Source organism: Streptomyces subrutilus (genome assembly GCF_008704535.1).
GTDB classification, from domain to species: domain Bacteria; phylum Actinomycetota; class Actinomycetes; order Streptomycetales; family Streptomycetaceae; genus Streptomyces; species Streptomyces subrutilus.
Map to the genome: position 1 here is coordinate 1,605,966 of NZ_CP023701.1, position 15,660 is coordinate 1,621,625.

At 75.0% G+C, this 15,660-nt stretch carries 12 protein-coding genes; 2 read left to right on the forward strand and 10 right to left on the reverse strand.

Annotation, left to right across the window (positions count from 1 at the left end; translation table 11 throughout):
- Positions 1-99: 99 nt before the first annotated feature.
- On the forward strand, positions 100-2,973 hold the full coding sequence (locus CP968_RS06980) for a SpoIIE family protein phosphatase (RefSeq protein WP_150517164.1): 2,874 nt from the start codon (positions 100-102) through the stop codon (positions 2,971-2,973).
- A gap of 43 nt (positions 2,974-3,016) precedes the next feature.
- On the opposite strand, the gene CP968_RS06985 is transcribed toward CP968_RS06980, so the two are convergent.
- The 3 genes from CP968_RS06985 to CP968_RS06995 are packed head-to-tail and all read right to left on the reverse strand — an operon-like array spanning position 3,017 to position 7,430.
- Positions 3,017-5,074 (reverse strand): SpoIIE family protein phosphatase, encoded by a 2,058-nt coding sequence (locus tag CP968_RS06985; protein ID WP_150517165.1) that lies wholly within the window; start codon positions 5,072-5,074, stop codon positions 3,017-3,019.
- Between the two features lie 39 nt (positions 5,075-5,113).
- The gene (locus tag CP968_RS06990) at positions 5,114-6,421 is read right to left on the reverse strand and encodes an aromatic amino acid transaminase (RefSeq protein ID WP_150517166.1); all 1,308 of its coding nucleotides are present in this window, start codon (positions 6,419-6,421) and stop codon (positions 5,114-5,116) included.
- Positions 6,414-7,430, reverse strand: a complete 1,017-nt coding sequence (locus CP968_RS06995) for a DMT family transporter (protein WP_229886072.1) — start codon at positions 7,428-7,430, stop codon at positions 6,414-6,416. Before CP968_RS06995 ends, CP968_RS06990 begins: the two co-directional genes overlap by 8 nt.
- Positions 7,431-7,562: 132 nt before the next feature.
- Here CP968_RS06995 and CP968_RS07000 point away from each other — a divergent pair, with 132 nt between their 5' ends.
- A complete protein-coding gene (locus CP968_RS07000) occupies positions 7,563-8,060 on the forward strand; it encodes an Lrp/AsnC family transcriptional regulator (RefSeq protein WP_150517167.1) in 498 nt (165 codons plus the stop codon).
- Here the strand turns inward: CP968_RS07000 and CP968_RS07005 are convergent.
- The 7 genes from CP968_RS07005 to CP968_RS07035 form a co-directional block, all read right to left on the reverse strand.
- Positions 8,057-8,587 carry an O-acetyl-ADP-ribose deacetylase gene (locus CP968_RS07005; RefSeq protein ID WP_150517168.1) on the reverse strand — a complete coding sequence of 177 codons (531 nt, stop codon included), beginning with the start codon at positions 8,585-8,587 and terminating at the stop codon, positions 8,057-8,059. The two genes, CP968_RS07000 and CP968_RS07005, sit on opposite strands and share 4 nt — an antisense overlap.
- The gene (locus CP968_RS07010) at positions 8,584-10,005 is read right to left on the reverse strand and encodes a phytoene desaturase family protein (protein WP_150517169.1); all 1,422 of its coding nucleotides are present in this window, start codon (positions 10,003-10,005) and stop codon (positions 8,584-8,586) included. The genes CP968_RS07005 and CP968_RS07010 overlap by 4 nt, the downstream gene beginning before the upstream one ends.
- Before the next feature lie 102 nt (positions 10,006-10,107).
- Positions 10,108-10,965 carry an inositol monophosphatase family protein gene (locus tag CP968_RS07015; RefSeq protein WP_150517170.1) on the reverse strand — a complete coding sequence of 286 codons (858 nt, stop codon included), beginning with the start codon at positions 10,963-10,965 and terminating at the stop codon, positions 10,108-10,110.
- A 121-nt stretch (positions 10,966-11,086) separates the two neighbouring features.
- The gene (locus CP968_RS07020; RefSeq protein ID WP_150517171.1) at positions 11,087-12,088 is read right to left on the reverse strand and encodes a TIGR03842 family LLM class F420-dependent oxidoreductase; all 1,002 of its coding nucleotides are present in this window, start codon (positions 12,086-12,088) and stop codon (positions 11,087-11,089) included.
- 21 nt (positions 12,089-12,109) lie between these two features.
- Positions 12,110-13,510 carry a dihydropyrimidinase gene (gene hydA / locus CP968_RS07025; protein ID WP_150517172.1) on the reverse strand — a complete coding sequence of 467 codons (1,401 nt, stop codon included), beginning with the start codon at positions 13,508-13,510 and terminating at the stop codon, positions 12,110-12,112.
- Between the two features lie 9 nt (positions 13,511-13,519).
- Positions 13,520-14,773: an aspartate aminotransferase family protein gene (locus CP968_RS07030; RefSeq protein WP_150521778.1), complete on the reverse strand. Its 1,254-nt coding sequence runs from the start codon at positions 14,771-14,773 to the stop codon at positions 13,520-13,522.
- Positions 14,774-14,811: 38 nt separating this feature from the next.
- Positions 14,812-15,654, reverse strand: coding sequence for a nitrilase-related carbon-nitrogen hydrolase (locus CP968_RS07035; protein ID WP_150517173.1), 843 nt, complete (start codon positions 15,652-15,654; stop codon positions 14,812-14,814).
- Positions 15,655-15,660 lie beyond the last annotated feature (6 nt).

Consider the following 15,660-nt stretch of genomic DNA (forward strand, 5'->3'; position numbering starts at 1 on the left):
CCGGCTCCCCCGAGGGGGCCGGGCCTCCGTGCGTCCCCCGCCGCATCCGGTGTCCCCTCGGCCACTCCCAAACCACCGGGACAGTGTTAGAAAGGGCTCATGACCGGACGTAAGGGTCGCCAGCCGACCGGGTGGGCCGCGCGGCTGTCCGCGCGCCCGTCCCTGGGGTCGCGCAGCGTCGCCGGTCAGGTCTTCGCCCTCCAGGCGGTGATCGTGCTGCTGCTGATCACGGCCGCGGCGGCGGCCCTGGTGGCGCAGGCCCGGTACGACAGCCAGCGCGACGCACGCCACCGCTCGCTGGCCGCCGCCGAGGCCTTCGCGCACGCGCCGGGACTGCCGGCCGCGCTCGCCCGGCCCGATCCGACCACCGAGCTCCAGCCGCTGGCCGACGCCGCCCGGCGCGGCTCCGGCGTGGACTTCGTGTCCGTACTGAGCCCCGGCGGGGTGCGGTACACCGACTCGCGGCCCGACCTGATCGGCAAGCGGGCCCCGGGCGACCTGTCGCGCGCGCTGGCCGGGCAGGCGTTCACCGAGTCCTTCGAGGGCGCGCCCAGCGACGCCGTCCGGGCCGTGGTCCCGGTCCGGGACGCGCGCGGGGCGGTCGTGGGCCTGGTCGCCACCGGCATCGAGGTGGAGAACGTCTCGGGGGCCGTCAGCGACCAGCTCCCGCTGCTGCTCGGCGCGGCCGCCGGCGCCCTGCTGCTCGGCACGGGCGGGGCCGCGCTCGTCAGCCGCCGGCTGCGCCGCCAGACCCACGGCCTGGGCGCGGCGGACATGGACCGGATGAACGAGCACCACGAGGCCGTCCTGCACGCCGTCCGCGAAGGCGTCCTGATCATCGGCGCCGACGGCCGGCTGGCCCTCGCCAACGACGAGGCCCGCCGCCTCCTCGGCCTGCCCCTCGACGCCGAGCACCGGCACGTCACCGACCTCGGCCTCGACCCGGGCACGACGGAGCTGCTGCTCTCCGGCCGGGTCGTCACGGACGAGGTCCACCTGGCGGGCGACCGGCTGCTGGCCGTCAACGTACGGCCGACCAAGCCGTACGCGGGCCAGCCCGCAGGCAGCGTCATGACGCTGCGCGACTCCACCGAGCTCGCCGCGCTCTCCGGCCGCGCCGAGGTGGCCCGCGGCCGCCTCCAGCTGCTCTACGACGCAGGAGTGCGCATCGGCACCACCCTGGACGTGGTGCGCACCGCCGAGGAGCTGTCGGAGGTGGCCGTACCGCGCTTCGCCGACTTCGTGACCGTGGAGCTGCTGGAGCCGGTGCTGCGCGGGGAGGAGCCGCCGCGGTCCACCGGCGGGTACACGGAGATGCGCCGGGCGGCCATGACCGGGGTGCGCACCGACCAGCCGCTCCAGCCGGTCGGCGACGTCATCCGGTTCATCGTGTCGACGGCGCCGATGGCCTCGGCCCTGAAGGCCGGGCGCGCGGTGCTGGCGCCCGACCTGAACAGGGCGATGGGCTGGCGGGCGCAGGACCCGGCCGGGACCCGGGTGGCGCTGGACTACGGCCTGCACTCGCTGATCTCCGTACCGCTCCAGGCCCGGGGCGTGGTCCTGGGCATGGCCAACTTCTGGCGGGCCGCCGACACCCCCGACCCCTTCGACGAGGAGGACCTGTCCTTCGCGGAGGAGCTGGCCGCGCGGGCCGCGGTCTCCATCGACAACGCCCGGCGCTACACCCGCGAGCACGCCACGGCCGTGACCCTCCAGCGCAGCCTGCTGCCCCGGGTGCTGCCGGACCTGAGCGCGGTGGACGTGGCGTTCCGGTACCTGCCGGCGGAGGCGGGGGTGGGCGGGGACTGGTTCGACGTGATCCCGCTGCCCGGGGCCCGGGTGGCGCTGGTCGTCGGGGACGTGGTGGGGCACGGGGTGCACGCCGCGGCCACGATGGGCCGGCTGCGGACCGCCGTGCACAACTTCTCCACCCTGGACCTGCCGCCGGACGAGCTGCTCGGGCACCTGGACGAGCTGATCAACCGGATCGACCAGAGCGAGGCCGGCGCGGGCCCGGACGAGGGCGTCCCGGTCGGCCCGGACGGCGGCGCGGGCGGGGGTGCGGGCGGCGGTGCGGGCGGTCCCGGGCGGGACCCGGCGAGCGCACCCGGGATGGGCGGGGAGGCCGACGAGTCCGCGCCGGTCACCGGCGCCACCTGCCTGTACGCCGTCTACGACCCGGTCTCGGGTCGGTGCGTCATGGCCAGCGCCGGGCACCCGGGGCCGGTCCTCGTTCATCCGGACGGACGCGTGGAGTACGTGGAACTGCCGACCGGGCTGCCGCTGGGCGTGGGCGGCATGCCCTTCGAGGCGGCCGAGCTGACGCTGCCCGAGGCGAGCCGGCTGGTGCTGTTCACCGACGGGCTGGTGGAGGACCGCCACCTGGACTTCGACACCGGCCTCGGCCTGCTCACCGCGGCCCTGTCGCGGCCGGGCCGCAGTCCCGAGGAGTCCTGCGCGGACGTGCTCGACGCGCTCCTGTCGCCGACGCCGAGCGACGACATCGCGCTGCTGGTCGCCGACACCCGGCGGCTGGAGCCCGACCGGATCGCCGAGTGGGAGGTGCCCGGGGAGCCCTCGGCGGTGTCGCGGGTGCGCAACGCCGGCTCCGCGCAGCTGGCCGCGTGGGGTCTGGACGACATCGCCTTCACCACCGAGCTGATCCTGAGCGAGCTGGTCACCAACGCGATCCGGTACGGGAGCGCGCCCGTACGGGTGCGCCTGCTGCGCGACCGGGGCCTGATCTGCGAGGTCTCGGACGGCAGCAGCACCTCCCCGCACCTGCGCTACGCGGCCACCACCGACGAGGGCGGCCGCGGGCTGTTCCTCGTCGCGCAGTACGCCGAGCGCTGGGGCGTGCGCTACACCGACCGCGGCAAGGTGATCTGGGCCGAGCTGCCGCTGACCGGCGGCGCGGAACCGCCGGCGCCGGCGCCGCCGGACCTGGACGCGCTGGAGGACCTGGCCTGGTGACGCCGGGGCGGCCCACGGTCCGCGCGGCGGGGTCCGGGCGGTCTCACACGGGCAGGGTGCGGGCGAGCAGGACCGCCACGTCGTCCTGCGGGGCGTTGGGCAGCAGCTCGCGCAGGACCCCGTCGCAGAGCTCCTCCAGCGGGCGGCCCGCCCCGCGCAGGGCGAGCGCGAGCCGGTCCAGGCCCTCGTCGAGGTCGCGGTCGCGGGACTCGACGAGGCCGTCGGTGTAGAGCGCGAGGAGGCTGCCGGCGGGCAGCGGCACCTGCTCGGTGCGGAAGTCCCGGCCGCCCGCGCCCAGCGGCGTGCCGGGCGGGCCGTCGAGGAAGTCGACGGTGCCGCCCGCGGTGACCACGGCCGGCGGCGGGTGCCCGGCGCGGGCGATGGCGCACACGGCCGTCACCGGGTCGTGGACGGCGTACACGCAGGTCGCCATCTCGTCCTCGCCCAGGTCGGCCACGACGGCGTCGAGGGAGCGGAGCAGCTCGGCCGGGGGCACGTCGTGGCGGGCGAGGGTCCGTACGGCCGTGCGCAGCTGCCCCATCACGGCGGCCGCGTGGATGCCGTGGCCCATGACGTCCCCGATGACCAGTCCGGTCCGGCCGCCGGGCAGCCGGATGACGTCGAACCAGTCGCCGCCGACGTCGTGGTCGCTGGCGGGCAGGTAGCGTCCGGTGAGTTCGAGGCCGGTGACCCGGGGCAGCGCGCTGTTGGTGAGGCTGCGCCGCAGGGTGAGGGCCGCCTGGCGCTGGCCGGTGTACATCCGGGCGTTGTCGATGTTGAGGGCGGCCCGGGCGACCACCTCGTCGAGCAGGACGCGGTCCTCCTCGTCGAAGGGCTCGCGGCCGCGGACCCGGGTCACGATGACCGCCCCGAGCACCGTGCCCCGGGCGACCAGGGGGATCAGTCGGGCGGAGCCGAGGGTCGCGAGGTGGGCGCGCAGCGACGCGGCGCGCGGGTCGGGGACGAGCGCGGGGATGTCGGACACGGAGAGGTCCATGGCCTGCCCGCCCGCGATGACCCGTTCGTAGACGCTGCCCGGGGGGATCTGGACGGTCTGGCCGGGGACCAGCCGCGCGGTGGGGGCGGCCGGATCGGGGAAGCGGACGGCGAGGCGGCGCAGCAGCCCGCGGGTGGAGCCGGCGGCCTCGTCCGGTTCGATCATCGCCTCCAGGATCTGCACGTCGGCCGAGTCGGCGAGCCGCGGGACCAGGACCTCGACGATCTCCTCGGCGGTCTGCTTCAGGTCGAGGGTGGTGCCGATCCGGGCGCCGGCCTCCGCGAGCAGGGCGAAGCGGCTGCGGGCCCGCTCGGCCTCGGCCTGGGCGCGCTGGCCCTCGGTGATGTCGATGAGCGAGGCGATCACGCCGAGCGGCCGTCCGGCGCCGTCCAGCAGCGGGGCGTACGAGCACGACCAGGTCCGCTCGTGGTCGGGGTCGGCCGCGGTCCGCCCGGTCCTGCGGACGTCGACCACGGCGGTGCCGCGCTCCAGCACCTGGCGCATGGTCGCCTCCAGGGCGAGGGCGTTGACCCCGGGCACGACCTCGGTGAGGCGCTTGCCCAGGTGCTCGGCGGGCGAGGCGCCGTTCATCCGGGCCAGGGCGTCGTTGACCCGCAGGAAGCGCAGGTCCGTGCCGAGGGTGGCCAGGCCGATCGGCGACTGCGTGAACAGGCTCTGGAGGGCGGCGAGCGAGTCGCGCATGTGGAGGACCTGGGAGGTCTCCACGGCGATCAGCATGGCTCCGGTGCGCCCCTGCGGGTCGGCGGCGGGGACGATCCACATCTCCATCACCACGCGGTGCCCGTCGCGGTGGCGCACGGGCAGGGTGCCGACCACGGTCTCCCCGGCCTGGACGCGGCGGGTCAGGTCGTCGGCGAGCCCGCGGTTGGCGTCCGGCACCAGGACGGAGGTGCCGAGGCGGCCGAGGATGTCCTCGGGGCGGTGGCCGAGCAGGTCCTGTGCGGCCAGCGACCACTCGACGACGCGCCCGTCGGCGTCCTCCCGCCAGAGCGCGATGGGGAGCAGGTCGCGGAGCACGCCCGCGTACCCGACAGCCGCGACCGGCTGGTCCGGTACCTCGCTCGTCGACTGGTAAGAGTCCACCGCACCGACCTCACCCCGGGGGGCCCGATTCCTTCCGATTCACCCTATCCGAGGCATCGGCGCGGGGCTCTGCGTCACGTCCGGGCCGGGCGCGGCTCGGGGCGCGGTCGGGCGCGGGCCGGCGGGCGGCCGTCGGGACCCGGTGGGGTGCGGGGCGCGTCCCGGGCGCCCGAGGACCGCCGCCACCGCCCGGGCGAGCCGGGGGGCGTGGTGCGGGGCGAGACCGGCGATGTTGATGCGGCCGGCCGCGGTGCCGTAGACGGCGTGCTCGCGGCGCAGCCGGAGCATGGCGTGCGCGGGGAGCGGGAGCATCGAGAACATGCCCCGCTGCCGGGCGAGCTCCCGGGCCGTCGCCGGGTGGCCCAGGGCGTCCAGGCGGGCGGCGAGCTCGGCGCGGTTGGCCGTGATCCGCTCCCGCATCCCGTCCAGCTCCGCCCGCCAGAGCCGCCGCAGCCCCTCGTCCTCCAGGATCGTCGCGACCACGGCGGCCCCGTGCTCGGGCGGCATGGAGTAGAGGGTGCGGGCGGCGTTCTGCAGGGCGGTCTCCACGTTGCGCAGGGCCGCGCGGGAGGTGCCGAGGACGAGGGCGCAGCCGGTGCGGTCGTTGTAGAGCCCGAAGTTCTTCGAGCAGCTGACGGCGACGAGCACCTCCGGCACCCGCGCGGCCAGCAGGCGCGTCCCCAGCAGGTCGTCCTCCAGCGTGCCGCCCAGCCCGTGGTAGGCGAGGTCGACGAACGGGACCCAGCCGTCGCGGACCGCCCGGCCGGCCAGCACTTCCCAGTCGGCCGCCGCGGGGTCGACGCCCGTCGGGTTGTGGCAGCAGCCCTGGAGCAGCACGACGTCGCCGCGCCGCGCGGCGCCGAGCTCGCGGAGCACGCCCTGCGCGTCGAAGCCGCCCTCGGCGTCCCGCCAGCCGAAGGGGCGCACCGTCAGGCCGGCCGCCTCCAGGATGGGGCGGTGGTTGACGTAGGCCGGGTCGCTGACCCACACCGTGGCGCCCGGGCGGGTGCGGGCGACGAGGTCGGCCAGCAGCCGCAGCGCGCCCGACCCGGCGACGGTCTGTACGGCCACGGCCCGGTCGGCCGGCGCCGCGGAGCCCAGGACCAGCTCGGGCAGGAGGCGGTTGAAGGCGGCGTTCCCGGACAGGCCGCGGTACTCCTTGGACGCGGAGCGCTCGGCCAGCCGGATCTCGGCCTCGCGCACGGCGGCCATCACGGGCGTACGGCCGGAGGAGTCGCGGTAGACGCCGAGGACGAGGTCGAGCCGCTCGGGCCGCTCGTCGGCGGCGAACGCGGCGGTCAGCTCCCACAGCGGGTCGGAGGGCGGCGGGGGCAGGAGCTCAAGCATGTGCGGAGACCTCGGGGGCGGGAGAGGGAGCGGGGTCGGGGGCCGGGGGGCGGCCGCCCGCGCGGCGGTGGGCGAGGACGACGCCCGCGGTGATCAGCGGGACCCCGGCGAGCACGGCCGGGGTGGGCGCCTCCCCGAGCAGCGGTACGGCGAGCAGGACCACCAGCACGGGGCTGAGGCTGCCGACGGCGGCGCTGCGCTCGGCGCCCAGCCGGCGGATGGCGACGGCGTACAGCAGGCCGGCGCACAGGCCGACGCCGAGGCCCTGCACGACCAGGAACAGGGCGATGTCGGAGCCCGCCGCGTGGGCGAGGCCGGTGGGCAGCAGGCCGGTCAGGACCAGCAGGCCGATCACGGCGAAGGACGGCAGGCAGAGCAGTCCGATGGACCCGACGGGGTCGAGGTCCGCCTCCCGCAGCCCGACCGTGTAGAGGGCCCACAGCCCGCTGGCCGCCAGGAGGGTGCCCGTACCCGCGAGGACATCGGTGTCCACCGGGACGAGGTGGCGCCAGACGAGGGCGGTCACCCCGGCCGCGATCAGGGCGAGCCCGGCGCGCTGCGTCCCGCGGGGCAGGCCGTGCCCGCGGGCGGCCATCAGCGCGGAGACGAACAGCGGGACCATCCCGGGCACGATCGAGCCGACGAAGGCGGCGGAGGTCAGGGCGCCGCCGTGCATCGCGGCGAGGAAGAACGGCACGCCCGCCCCGCAGACGATCTTCACCGCGGGTCCGGGCCGGACCGACGCGATGCGCTGACGGCGGCGCCACAGCGCGGGGAGCAGGACCAGCAGCGGGACGCCGAAGCGCAGCAGGGCCGCGTCGGCGGGCAGCAGGGTGGAGGCGCTCAGGGCCCGGGCGCTGAGCGCGAAGGCGGCCCAGATCGACACGGTCACGAGCAGGGCGAGCAGGCCCTCGGTGTGCGGGGAGGGGCGGCGCCGGCCGGGGTCACCGGCCGGCGGGCCCGGCGCGTCGGGAGGCGCGGTCGCGCCGTCGGGGTGCGTAGCGACCACGGAGAGTGCTCCAGCCTCGGGGAGGGACCGGTCCGGTCCGTTCCCGGCAACGCTAGGGCCTGGGCCGGGGCAGCCGATTGCCAGTTCTGCCGCTCGCACGTACGTTTGGGGCAGGATCTGCCAAGGAGGACCGTGGACGCAGTCGATCTGCAGATCGTCCGGGAGTTGCAGGCGGACGGCCGCCTCACCAACCAGGAGCTGGCCGACCGCGTCCGCCTGTCCCCCTCCCCCTGTCTGCGCCGGGTCCGGCGGTTGGAGGAGGCGGGCCTGATCCGCGGCTACACCGCCATGGTCGACCAGGTCGCCTTCGGCCTCCCGGTCACCGTGTTCGTCCGGATCCGGCTGGAGCGCCACACGGCGGAGGCGGTCGCGCTGTTCGAGGAGCACGTCGCGGTCATCGGGCACATCCAGGACTGCTACCTGATGGCGGGCAGCAGCGACTACCTGCTGCGGGTGGTCATCGAGGACCTGGAGGCGTACGAGGCCCTGGTCCGCCACCGCATCCACGCCATCCCCGGCATCGCCGCGATCGAGTCGAGCTTCGCCTACGGCAGCGTGAAGCAGACCCGCGTGTACCCGGCCCCGCGCACCCCGGCCCGGGCCCGGCACGATCCGAAGGGCACGGTCTAGGCCGAGCCGTCCGGCCCCTGCGCGACCGCCGCCGCGAAGGCCGCGTGGGCCCGCTCGTCGAAGAGGACGAAGCGGACCTCCTCCACCGCCGTGCGGGTCGCCCGTACGGTCTCCACCGCGATCCGGGCGCCGTCGTCCAGCGGCCAGCCGTAGACGCCGGTCGAGACGGCCGGAAAGGCGACCGTGCGGGCCCCCAGTCCGTCCGCGATCCGCAGGGACTCGCGGTAGCAGGAGGCGAGCAGCCGCGACCGGTCCTCCTCGCGGGACCAGACCGGCCCGACCGTGTGCACCACGTGCCCGGCCTGGAGCCGGCCTGCGGTGGTGGCCACCGCCCCGCCCGTCGCCAGGCCCTTGCCGTGGTGCGAGCGGCGCAGGTCCTCGCAGGCCGCCAGGATCTCCGGCCCGCCGCGCCGGTGGATGGCCCCGTCGACCCCGCCCCCGCCGAGCAGCGAGGAGTTGGCGGCGTTGACGATCACGTCGGCCCGCTCCGCCGTGATGTCGCCGAGGACCAGGGTGATGCGCGTCATCGCGGGGCCTTCCGAAGGTGGCGCCAGACCGCCTTGGCCGCGTTGTGCCCGGACATGCCGTGCACGCCGGGGCCGGGCGGGGTGGCCGAGGAGCAGAGGAACACCGCGGGGTGCGCGGTGGCGTACGGAAAGAGGCTGACCTTCGGGCGCAGCAGCAGCTGGAGCCCCGAGGCGGCCCCGCAGGCGATGTCCCCGCCGACGTAGTTGGGGTTGCGGGCGGCCAGTTGTGGCGGTCCGGCGGTGGCGCGGGCCAGTACGAGGTCGCGGAAGCCGGGGGCGAAGCGCTCCAGTTGGCGCTCGACCGCGTCGGTGAGGTCGCCGTCCCAGCCGGCCGGCACGTGCCCGTACGCCCAGAACACGTGCCGGCCCGCGGGCGCCCGGCCGGGGTCGACCAGGCTGGGCTGCGCGGTGATCAGGAAGGGGTAGCGCGGGGCCCGGCCGGTGGAGGCCAGGTGCAGGGAGGCGTCGATGTCGCGGGTGCGCGGGCCGATCTGCACGGTGCCGGCCCGGCGCGGCTCCTCGGCCGTCCACGGGACCGGGCCGTCCAGCGCGTAGTCGAGCTTGAAGACGGAGGCCCCGTACCGGTAGCCGTCGTAGGCCCGTCCGAGGCCGGCGATGCGGGCGAGGGCGGTGGGCGAGGTGTCGAAGACGTACGCGCGGGCCGGCGGGAGGTCGTCGAGCCGCTTGACCTCGAAGTCGGTGTGGACACTCCCGCCGAGGTCGCGCAGGTACCCGGCGAGGGCGTCGGAGATCGACTGCGAGCCGCCGCGCGGCAGGGGCCAGCCGTTCGCGTGGGCGGCGAGCGCGAACACCAGGCCGACGGCGCCGGTGCCGATGCCGCCGAGCGGGGCGATGACGTGGGCGACGAGCCCGGCGAACAGCGCCCGCGCCCGCTCGTCGCGGAAGCGGCGCAGCAGCCAGGTGGAGGGCGGCAGTCCGGCGAGGCCGAAGCGGGCGAGGGTGAGGGGGTCGCGGGGCAGCGCGGTGCTCGGCAGCGACATGAAGTCCCGGGCCAGGGTCGGCCACTTGCCGAGGAACGGATCGACGAGGCGGCGGTAGGCGCCCGCGTCGCGGGGGCCGAAGGAGGCGGCCGTCTCGGCGACGGAACGGGACAGGACGGCGGCCGTGCCGTCGTCGAAGGGATGGGCCATGGGCAGCGCCGGGTGCAGCCACTCCAGCCCGTACCGGTCGAGCGGCATGGTGGAGAAGACGGGCGAGCCGACACCGAGGGGGTGCACGGCCGAGCAGGGGTCGTGCCGGAAGCCGGGGAGGGTGAGCTCCTCGGTGCGCGCTCCCCCGCCGATCGACCCCGCGGCCTCGAAGACGGCCACGGAGAGGCCGCGCCGGGCGAGTTCGACGGCGGCGGTGAGCCCGTTGGGCCCCGCCCCCACCACGACCGCATCGAGGATCGACGGCACTTGCTCCTCCTTCGTCCGGCGGCGCCTGTGCCCCCAGGATATGGCGCCCGCCCGGGCGGACGGGCCCGCCGGGCCCGCCCCCGCGCCGCGGCCGGAGTCCCGCTACCGGGCCCGGCGCTCCCGTGCGGCCCCGTCCGGGTCCCCGCGCAGCAGCTCGCGGACGCGGAGCGCGGTGGCCTCGTCTCGGCCGACGGCGAAGGGCAGCGCGTTGTCCCGGTCCACCCGGAAGGGGACGCCGGCGACCGTGCTCTGGTGGCCGCCGGCCTCGGCGACGAGCAGCAGCCCGGCCGCGTGGTCCCAGGCCGAGGGCCAGGTGAAGGCCAGGGCGTCCATCTCGCCGCGGGCGACGCGCAGGTACTCCAGGCCGGCGGACCCGCACGGGCGGGCCGCGACCCCGGGCACGTCCAGCCGTGCCAGGGCCCGCTTGTCCTCCTCGGAGGTGTAGAACGGGTGGGCCATCGCGACCCGCAGCTCGGCTCGGGGCTCGGGCGAACCGCTGCGTATGCGCGCGCCGTTGACGTACGCGCCCTGGCCGCGGACGGCGGTGGACAGTTCCTCCAGCGCCGGGGCGTAGGTCCAGGAGGCGAGGAGCTCGCCGCGGTGGGCGAGCGCGACCAGCGTGCAGAAGGCCGGATCACCGGAGACGAACTGGCGGGTGCCGTCGACCGGGTCGACGATCCACACCGGCGCGTCCTCGCGCAGCGCCCCGTAGGCGGCCGGGTCGGCGTGGACGGCCTCCTCGCCCACCACGGCGGAGCCGGGCAGCAGCCGCTTCAGGGCGGCGGTGAGGTACTCCTCGGCCTGCCGGTCCGCGACGGTCACCAGGTCGTGGGGGCCGCTCTTCTGGTCGACCTCGTGCTCGGCGAGCTGCCGGAACCGGGGCATGATCTCGATCGCCGCCGCCTTGCGGACGGCCTCTTCCACGTCGGACAGGCCATGGGCCAGAAAATCATCGATCATGCCTCCAGCAAAGCACGCCCGGCCGACAAACCCCACTGCCCCGGCCCGCGCCCGCACGGCCGCCGCGTGAGCGGCGGGTGAACCGGCCGGGGCCGCGGCGGCCCCGGCGGCCGGGCGGGCGTCAGCCGCCGAGGGCCGGGATGACGTGGCTGCCGTAGGTGTCGATCACGGCCTCGCGCGCGTCGTGCATGGCGTACACGGCGAACTGGTCGACGCCCAGGTCGCGCAGGGTCCGCAACTTCTCGACGTGGGCTTCGGCCGGTCCCAGCAGGCAGAACCGGTCGACGATCTCGTCGGGGACGAAGTCGGCCGACGGGTTCCCGGCGCGGCCGTGGTGGCTGTAGTCGTAGCCCTGGCGGGCCTTGACGTACGCGGTGAGCTCGTCGGGGACCATCGAGGAGTGCTCGCCGTAGCGGCCGACGAGGTCCGCGACGTGGTTGCCGACCATGCCTCCGAACCACCGGCACTGGTCGCGGGCGTGCCCGAGGTCCTCGCCCACGTAGGCCGGGGCGGCGACGCAGATGGTGATGGCGGCCGGGTCGCGGCCGGCGGCCGCGGCCGCCTCGCGCACCGACGTGACCATCCACTCGGTGAGGTAGGGGTCGGCGAGCTGGAGGATGAACCCGTCCGCCTTCCGTCCGGCCAGGGCCAGCGCCTTCGGCCCGTACGCCGCCATCCACACCGGCAGCCTCCCGTCGCGGATCCACGGGATGCGCAGCGCCGTGCCGTCGACCACCGCCTCACGGCCCTCGGCGAGGTCGCGGATGGCGTCGATGGCCTCGCCGAGCCGGGCGAGGGTGTTGGGGGCGCGGCCCGCGACCCGCATCGCCGAGTCCCCGCGCCCGATGCCGCACACCGTGCGGTTGCCGAACATGTCGTTGAGGGTGGCGAAGGCGGAGGCCGTCACCTCCCAGGTGCGGGTGCCCGGGTTGGTCACCATCGGTCCGACGCGCAGCGTGCGGGTGTGCTCCAGGATCTGGCTGTAGACGACGAAGGGCTCCTGCCACAGCACGGCGGAGTCGAAGGTCCAGCCGTAGCGGAAGCCGTTGCGCTCGGCGCGGCGCATCAGGCTGACCACCTGGGAGGCGGGCGGGTCGGTTTGCAGGACGAGGCCGAAGTCCATCGGGCGGCTCCTTACACGTGCTTACAGGTACTGGCAGGTGGAGCGGGGGACGAAGGCCCCGTGGCCGGCCCGGCCGGTGTACTCGCGCCGGTCGATGACGAGTTCGCCGCGCGAGAGCACGGTGTCGACGCGTCCGGTGATCCGCCTGCCCTCGTACGCCGAGTAGTCCACGTTCATGTGGTGGGTCTCGGCGGAGATGACCTGCTCGGCGTGCGGATCGTAGAGGACGATGTCGGCGTCGGAACCGGGCGCGATGGTGCCCTTCCGGGGGTAGAGGCCGAACATGCGGGCCGGGGTCGCGCAGGCGATCTCGATCCAGCGCCGTCGGCTGATGTGCCCGTCCAGGACGGCCTGGTGCAGGAGGTCCATGCGGTTCTCCACGCCCGGCAGCCCGTTGGGGATCTTGGAGAAGTCGCCGCGGCCCAGCTCCTTCTGGCCGCGGAAGCAGAACGGGCAGTGGTCGGTGGAGACGACCTGGAGGTCGTTGGTCCGCAGGCCCCGCCAGAGCGCCGCCTGGTGCTCGCGGGGGCGCAGCGGCGTGGAGCAGACGTACTTGGCGCCCTGGAAGTCGGGCTCTTCGAGGTTGTCGGTGGACAGGAAGAGGTACTGGGGACAGGTCTCGCCGAAGACGGGCAGTCCCTTGTCGCGGGCGGCGGCCAGCTCGGCCAGCGCCTCCTCCGCCGAGACGTGCACCACGTACAGCGGGGAGCCGGCGACCCGGGCCAGCTGGATCGCGCGGTGGGTTGCCTCGGCTTCGAGGAGCACCCTGCGGACCTCGCCGTGGTGGCGGGGGTCGGTCTCGCCGCGGGCGAGGGCCTGCTCGACGAGGACGTCGATGGCGATGCCGTTCTCGGCGTGCATCATGATCAGCCCGCCGTTGGCGGCGCCGCGCTGCATGGCGCGCAGGATCTGTCCGTCGTCGCTGTAGAAGACGCCGGGGTAGGCCATGAACAGCTTGAAGGAGGTGACGCCCTCGCCGACGAGGTGGTCCATCTCCTTGAGGGTGCTCTCGTTGACGTCCGAGAGGATCATGTGGAAGGCGTAGTCGACGGAGCAGGTGCCGTCCGCCTTCGCGTACCAGGTGTCGAGGCCCTCGCGCAGGGCGCGGCCCGGGCTCTGCACGGCGAAGTCCACGATGGTGGTGGTGCCGCCCCAGGCCGCGGCCCGGGTGCCGGTCTCGAAGGTGTCCGAGGCGGCGGTGCCGCCGAAGGGCAGCTCCATGTGGGTGTGGGCGTCGACGCCGCCCGGGATGACGTACTTCCCGGTCGCGTCGAGCGTGCGGTCGGCGGTCCAGGCCGCGGCGGCCGCCGAGCCGTGCGCGGCCAGGGCCGCCACCCGGCCGTCCTCGATGAGGACGTCGGCGTGGAGTTCGTCGGCGGCCGTGACGACCAGGCCGCCGTGGATCAGGGTGCGGGTGCTCATCGGGTCCCCCTACGGGATGCTGCGCAAGGCCTGTTCGAGGATCTCGGCGCCCTCTTCCGCCTCGGCGACGGTGAGGGAGAGCGGCGGGGCGATGCGCAGCACGCTCGTGTCGTGCCCGCCGCCCCTGCCGAGGAGCAGGCCGCCTTCGCGGGCGGCTTCCAGGACGGCCGCGGCCGCGGCCGGGTGGGCCCGGTCGGTGCCCGGTTCGGTCAGCTCCAGCCCGGCCATCAGGCCGCGGCCGCGGACCTCCCGTACGGCGGGGACTCCGGCGCAGACGGCCCGCAGGCGGTTGAGCAGCAGGCCGCCGACGCGGCGGGCGTTGCCCTGGAGGTCGTGTTCCTGGAGGTACGCGAGGTTGGCGACGCCCGCCGCCATGGTGACCGGGGAGCCGCCGAAGGTGGAGATGGAGCTGGCGTCGAGGCAGTTCATCACCTCGGAGCGGGCCACGACCCCGCCGATGGACATGCCGTTGCCGATGCCCTTGGCGAAGGTGAGGATGTCGGGCGGGCCGTTCTGGGCGTGGGCCTGCCAGCCCCAGAAGTGGTCGCCGGTGCGCCCCCAGCCGGTCTGCACCTCGTCGCTGATCCACAGGATGCCGTGCCGGTCGAGCACCTCGCGGAAGGCCCCGTACAGGCCGTCGGGGGGTGCGGTGAACCCGCCGACTCCCTGGACCGGTTCGGCGATGAGGGCGGCCACTCCCCCGCGCGCCTGGCCGAGGACGTCTTCGAGGTCGGCGACGGCGGCGGCGGTGAACTCGGCGTCGGGCAGGGCGGCGAAGGGGCCGCGGGTGCGGACCGCGCCGTGGACGTAGTAGGTCTGGAGGGGCGAGAGGCTGGTGGTGGACCAGCCGCGGTTGCCGGTCACCGAGACGGTGGAGAAGGACCGCCCGTGGTAGCTGTTGCGCATCGCCAGGATCTGGTTCGAGCGGCGGTACGTGGTCGCGAGCAGCAGGGCGGTGTCGTTGGCCTCGGTGCCGGAGGTGGTGAAGAAGACCCGGGCGTCGGGGATGCCGGAGAGCGCGGCGACGCGTTCGGCGAGCTCGATCATCGGGCGGTTGAGGTAGAGGGTGGAGGAGTGGATGATCCGCCCGGCCTGGTCGGCGACGGCCTTGGTGACCTCGGGCAGGGCGTGGGCGGTCATCGTGGTGAGGATGCCCCCGAAGAAGTCGAGGTACCGGTTGCCGTCGGCGTCCCAGACGTGGCGGCCCTCGCCGTGGGTGAGCTCGATGGGGCGGTCGTAGTAGAGCGCGAGCCAGTCGGGCATGACGGTCCGGTGGCGGCTGTGCAGCGGGATCGGGTTGGTCACGGCTGTACGAGCCCTCCGTAGGCGTCGGGACGGCGGTCGCGGTAGAAGGCCCACTGGTCGCGGACCTCCTTGATCAGGTCGAAGTCGAGGTCCCGGACGAGGAGTTCCTCCTCCTTGTCGGAGGCCACCTCGCCGACGAACTGCCCGCGGGGGTCGACGAAGTAGCTGGTGCCGTAGAAGTCGTCGTCGCCGTACTCCTCCCGCCCGACGCGGTTGATCGCGGCGACGAAGTACTCGTTGGCGACGGCGGAGGCGGGCTGTTCGAGCTGCCACAGGTGGGCCGACAGGCCGCGGGAGGTCGCGGAGGGGTTGAAGACCAGCTGGGCTCCGGCCAGGCCCAGTTGGCGCCAGCCCTCGGGGAAGTGGCGGTCGTAGCAGATGGTGACGCCGATCCGGCCGACCGCGGTGTCGAACACGGGCCAGCCGAGGTTGCCCGGACGGAAGTAGTACTTCTCCCAGAACCCCTTGACCTGCGGGATGTGGTGCTTGCGGTACTTGCCGAGGTAGCTTCCGTCGGCGTCGATGACGGCGGCGGTGTTGTAGTAGAAGCCCTCGGACTCCTGCTCGAAGACGGGGACCACGATCACCATGCCGGTCTCGCGGGCGAGGTCCTGCATGCGGCGGACGGTGGGGCCGTCGGGGACCGCCTCGGCCCACCGGTAGTGCTCCGGTTCCTGGACCTGGCAGAAGTAGGGGGCGTTGAAGACCTCCTGGAAGCCGATGACCTTCGCACCCTCGGCGGCGGCCCGGCGGGCGTGCGCCTCGTGCTTGGCGATCATCGATTCGGTGTCTCCGGTCCAGGTGGCCTGGACCAGCGCGGCGCGGACGACTTGGGCCATGAGCTG

Excerpts from the sequence above, each read along its gene's own strand:
- CP968_RS07020 (WP_150517171.1), bottom strand. The coding sequence starts at position 12,088 with ATGGACTTCGGCCTCGTCCTGCAAACCGACCCGCCCGCCTCCCAGGTG.
- CP968_RS07030 (WP_150521778.1), bottom strand. The coding sequence starts at position 14,773 with ATGCCCGACTGGCTCGCGCTCTACTACGACCGCCCCATCGAGCTCACC.
- CP968_RS06990 (WP_150517166.1), bottom strand. The coding sequence starts at position 6,421 with ATGCTTGAGCTCCTGCCCCCGCCGCCCTCCGACCCGCTGTGGGAGCTG.
- hydA (WP_150517172.1), bottom strand. The coding sequence starts at position 13,510 with ATGAGCACCCGCACCCTGATCCACGGCGGCCTGGTCGTCACGGCCGCC.
- CP968_RS07015 (WP_150517170.1), bottom strand. The coding sequence starts at position 10,965 with ATGATCGATGATTTTCTGGCCCATGGCCTGTCCGACGTGGAAGAGGCC.
- CP968_RS06980 (WP_150517164.1), top strand. The coding sequence starts at position 100 with ATGACCGGACGTAAGGGTCGCCAGCCGACCGGGTGGGCCGCGCGGCTG.
- CP968_RS07005 (WP_150517168.1), bottom strand. The coding sequence starts at position 8,587 with ATGACGCGCATCACCCTGGTCCTCGGCGACATCACGGCGGAGCGGGCC.
- CP968_RS07035 (WP_150517173.1), bottom strand. The coding sequence starts at position 15,654 with ATGGCCCAAGTCGTCCGCGCCGCGCTGGTCCAGGCCACCTGGACCGGA.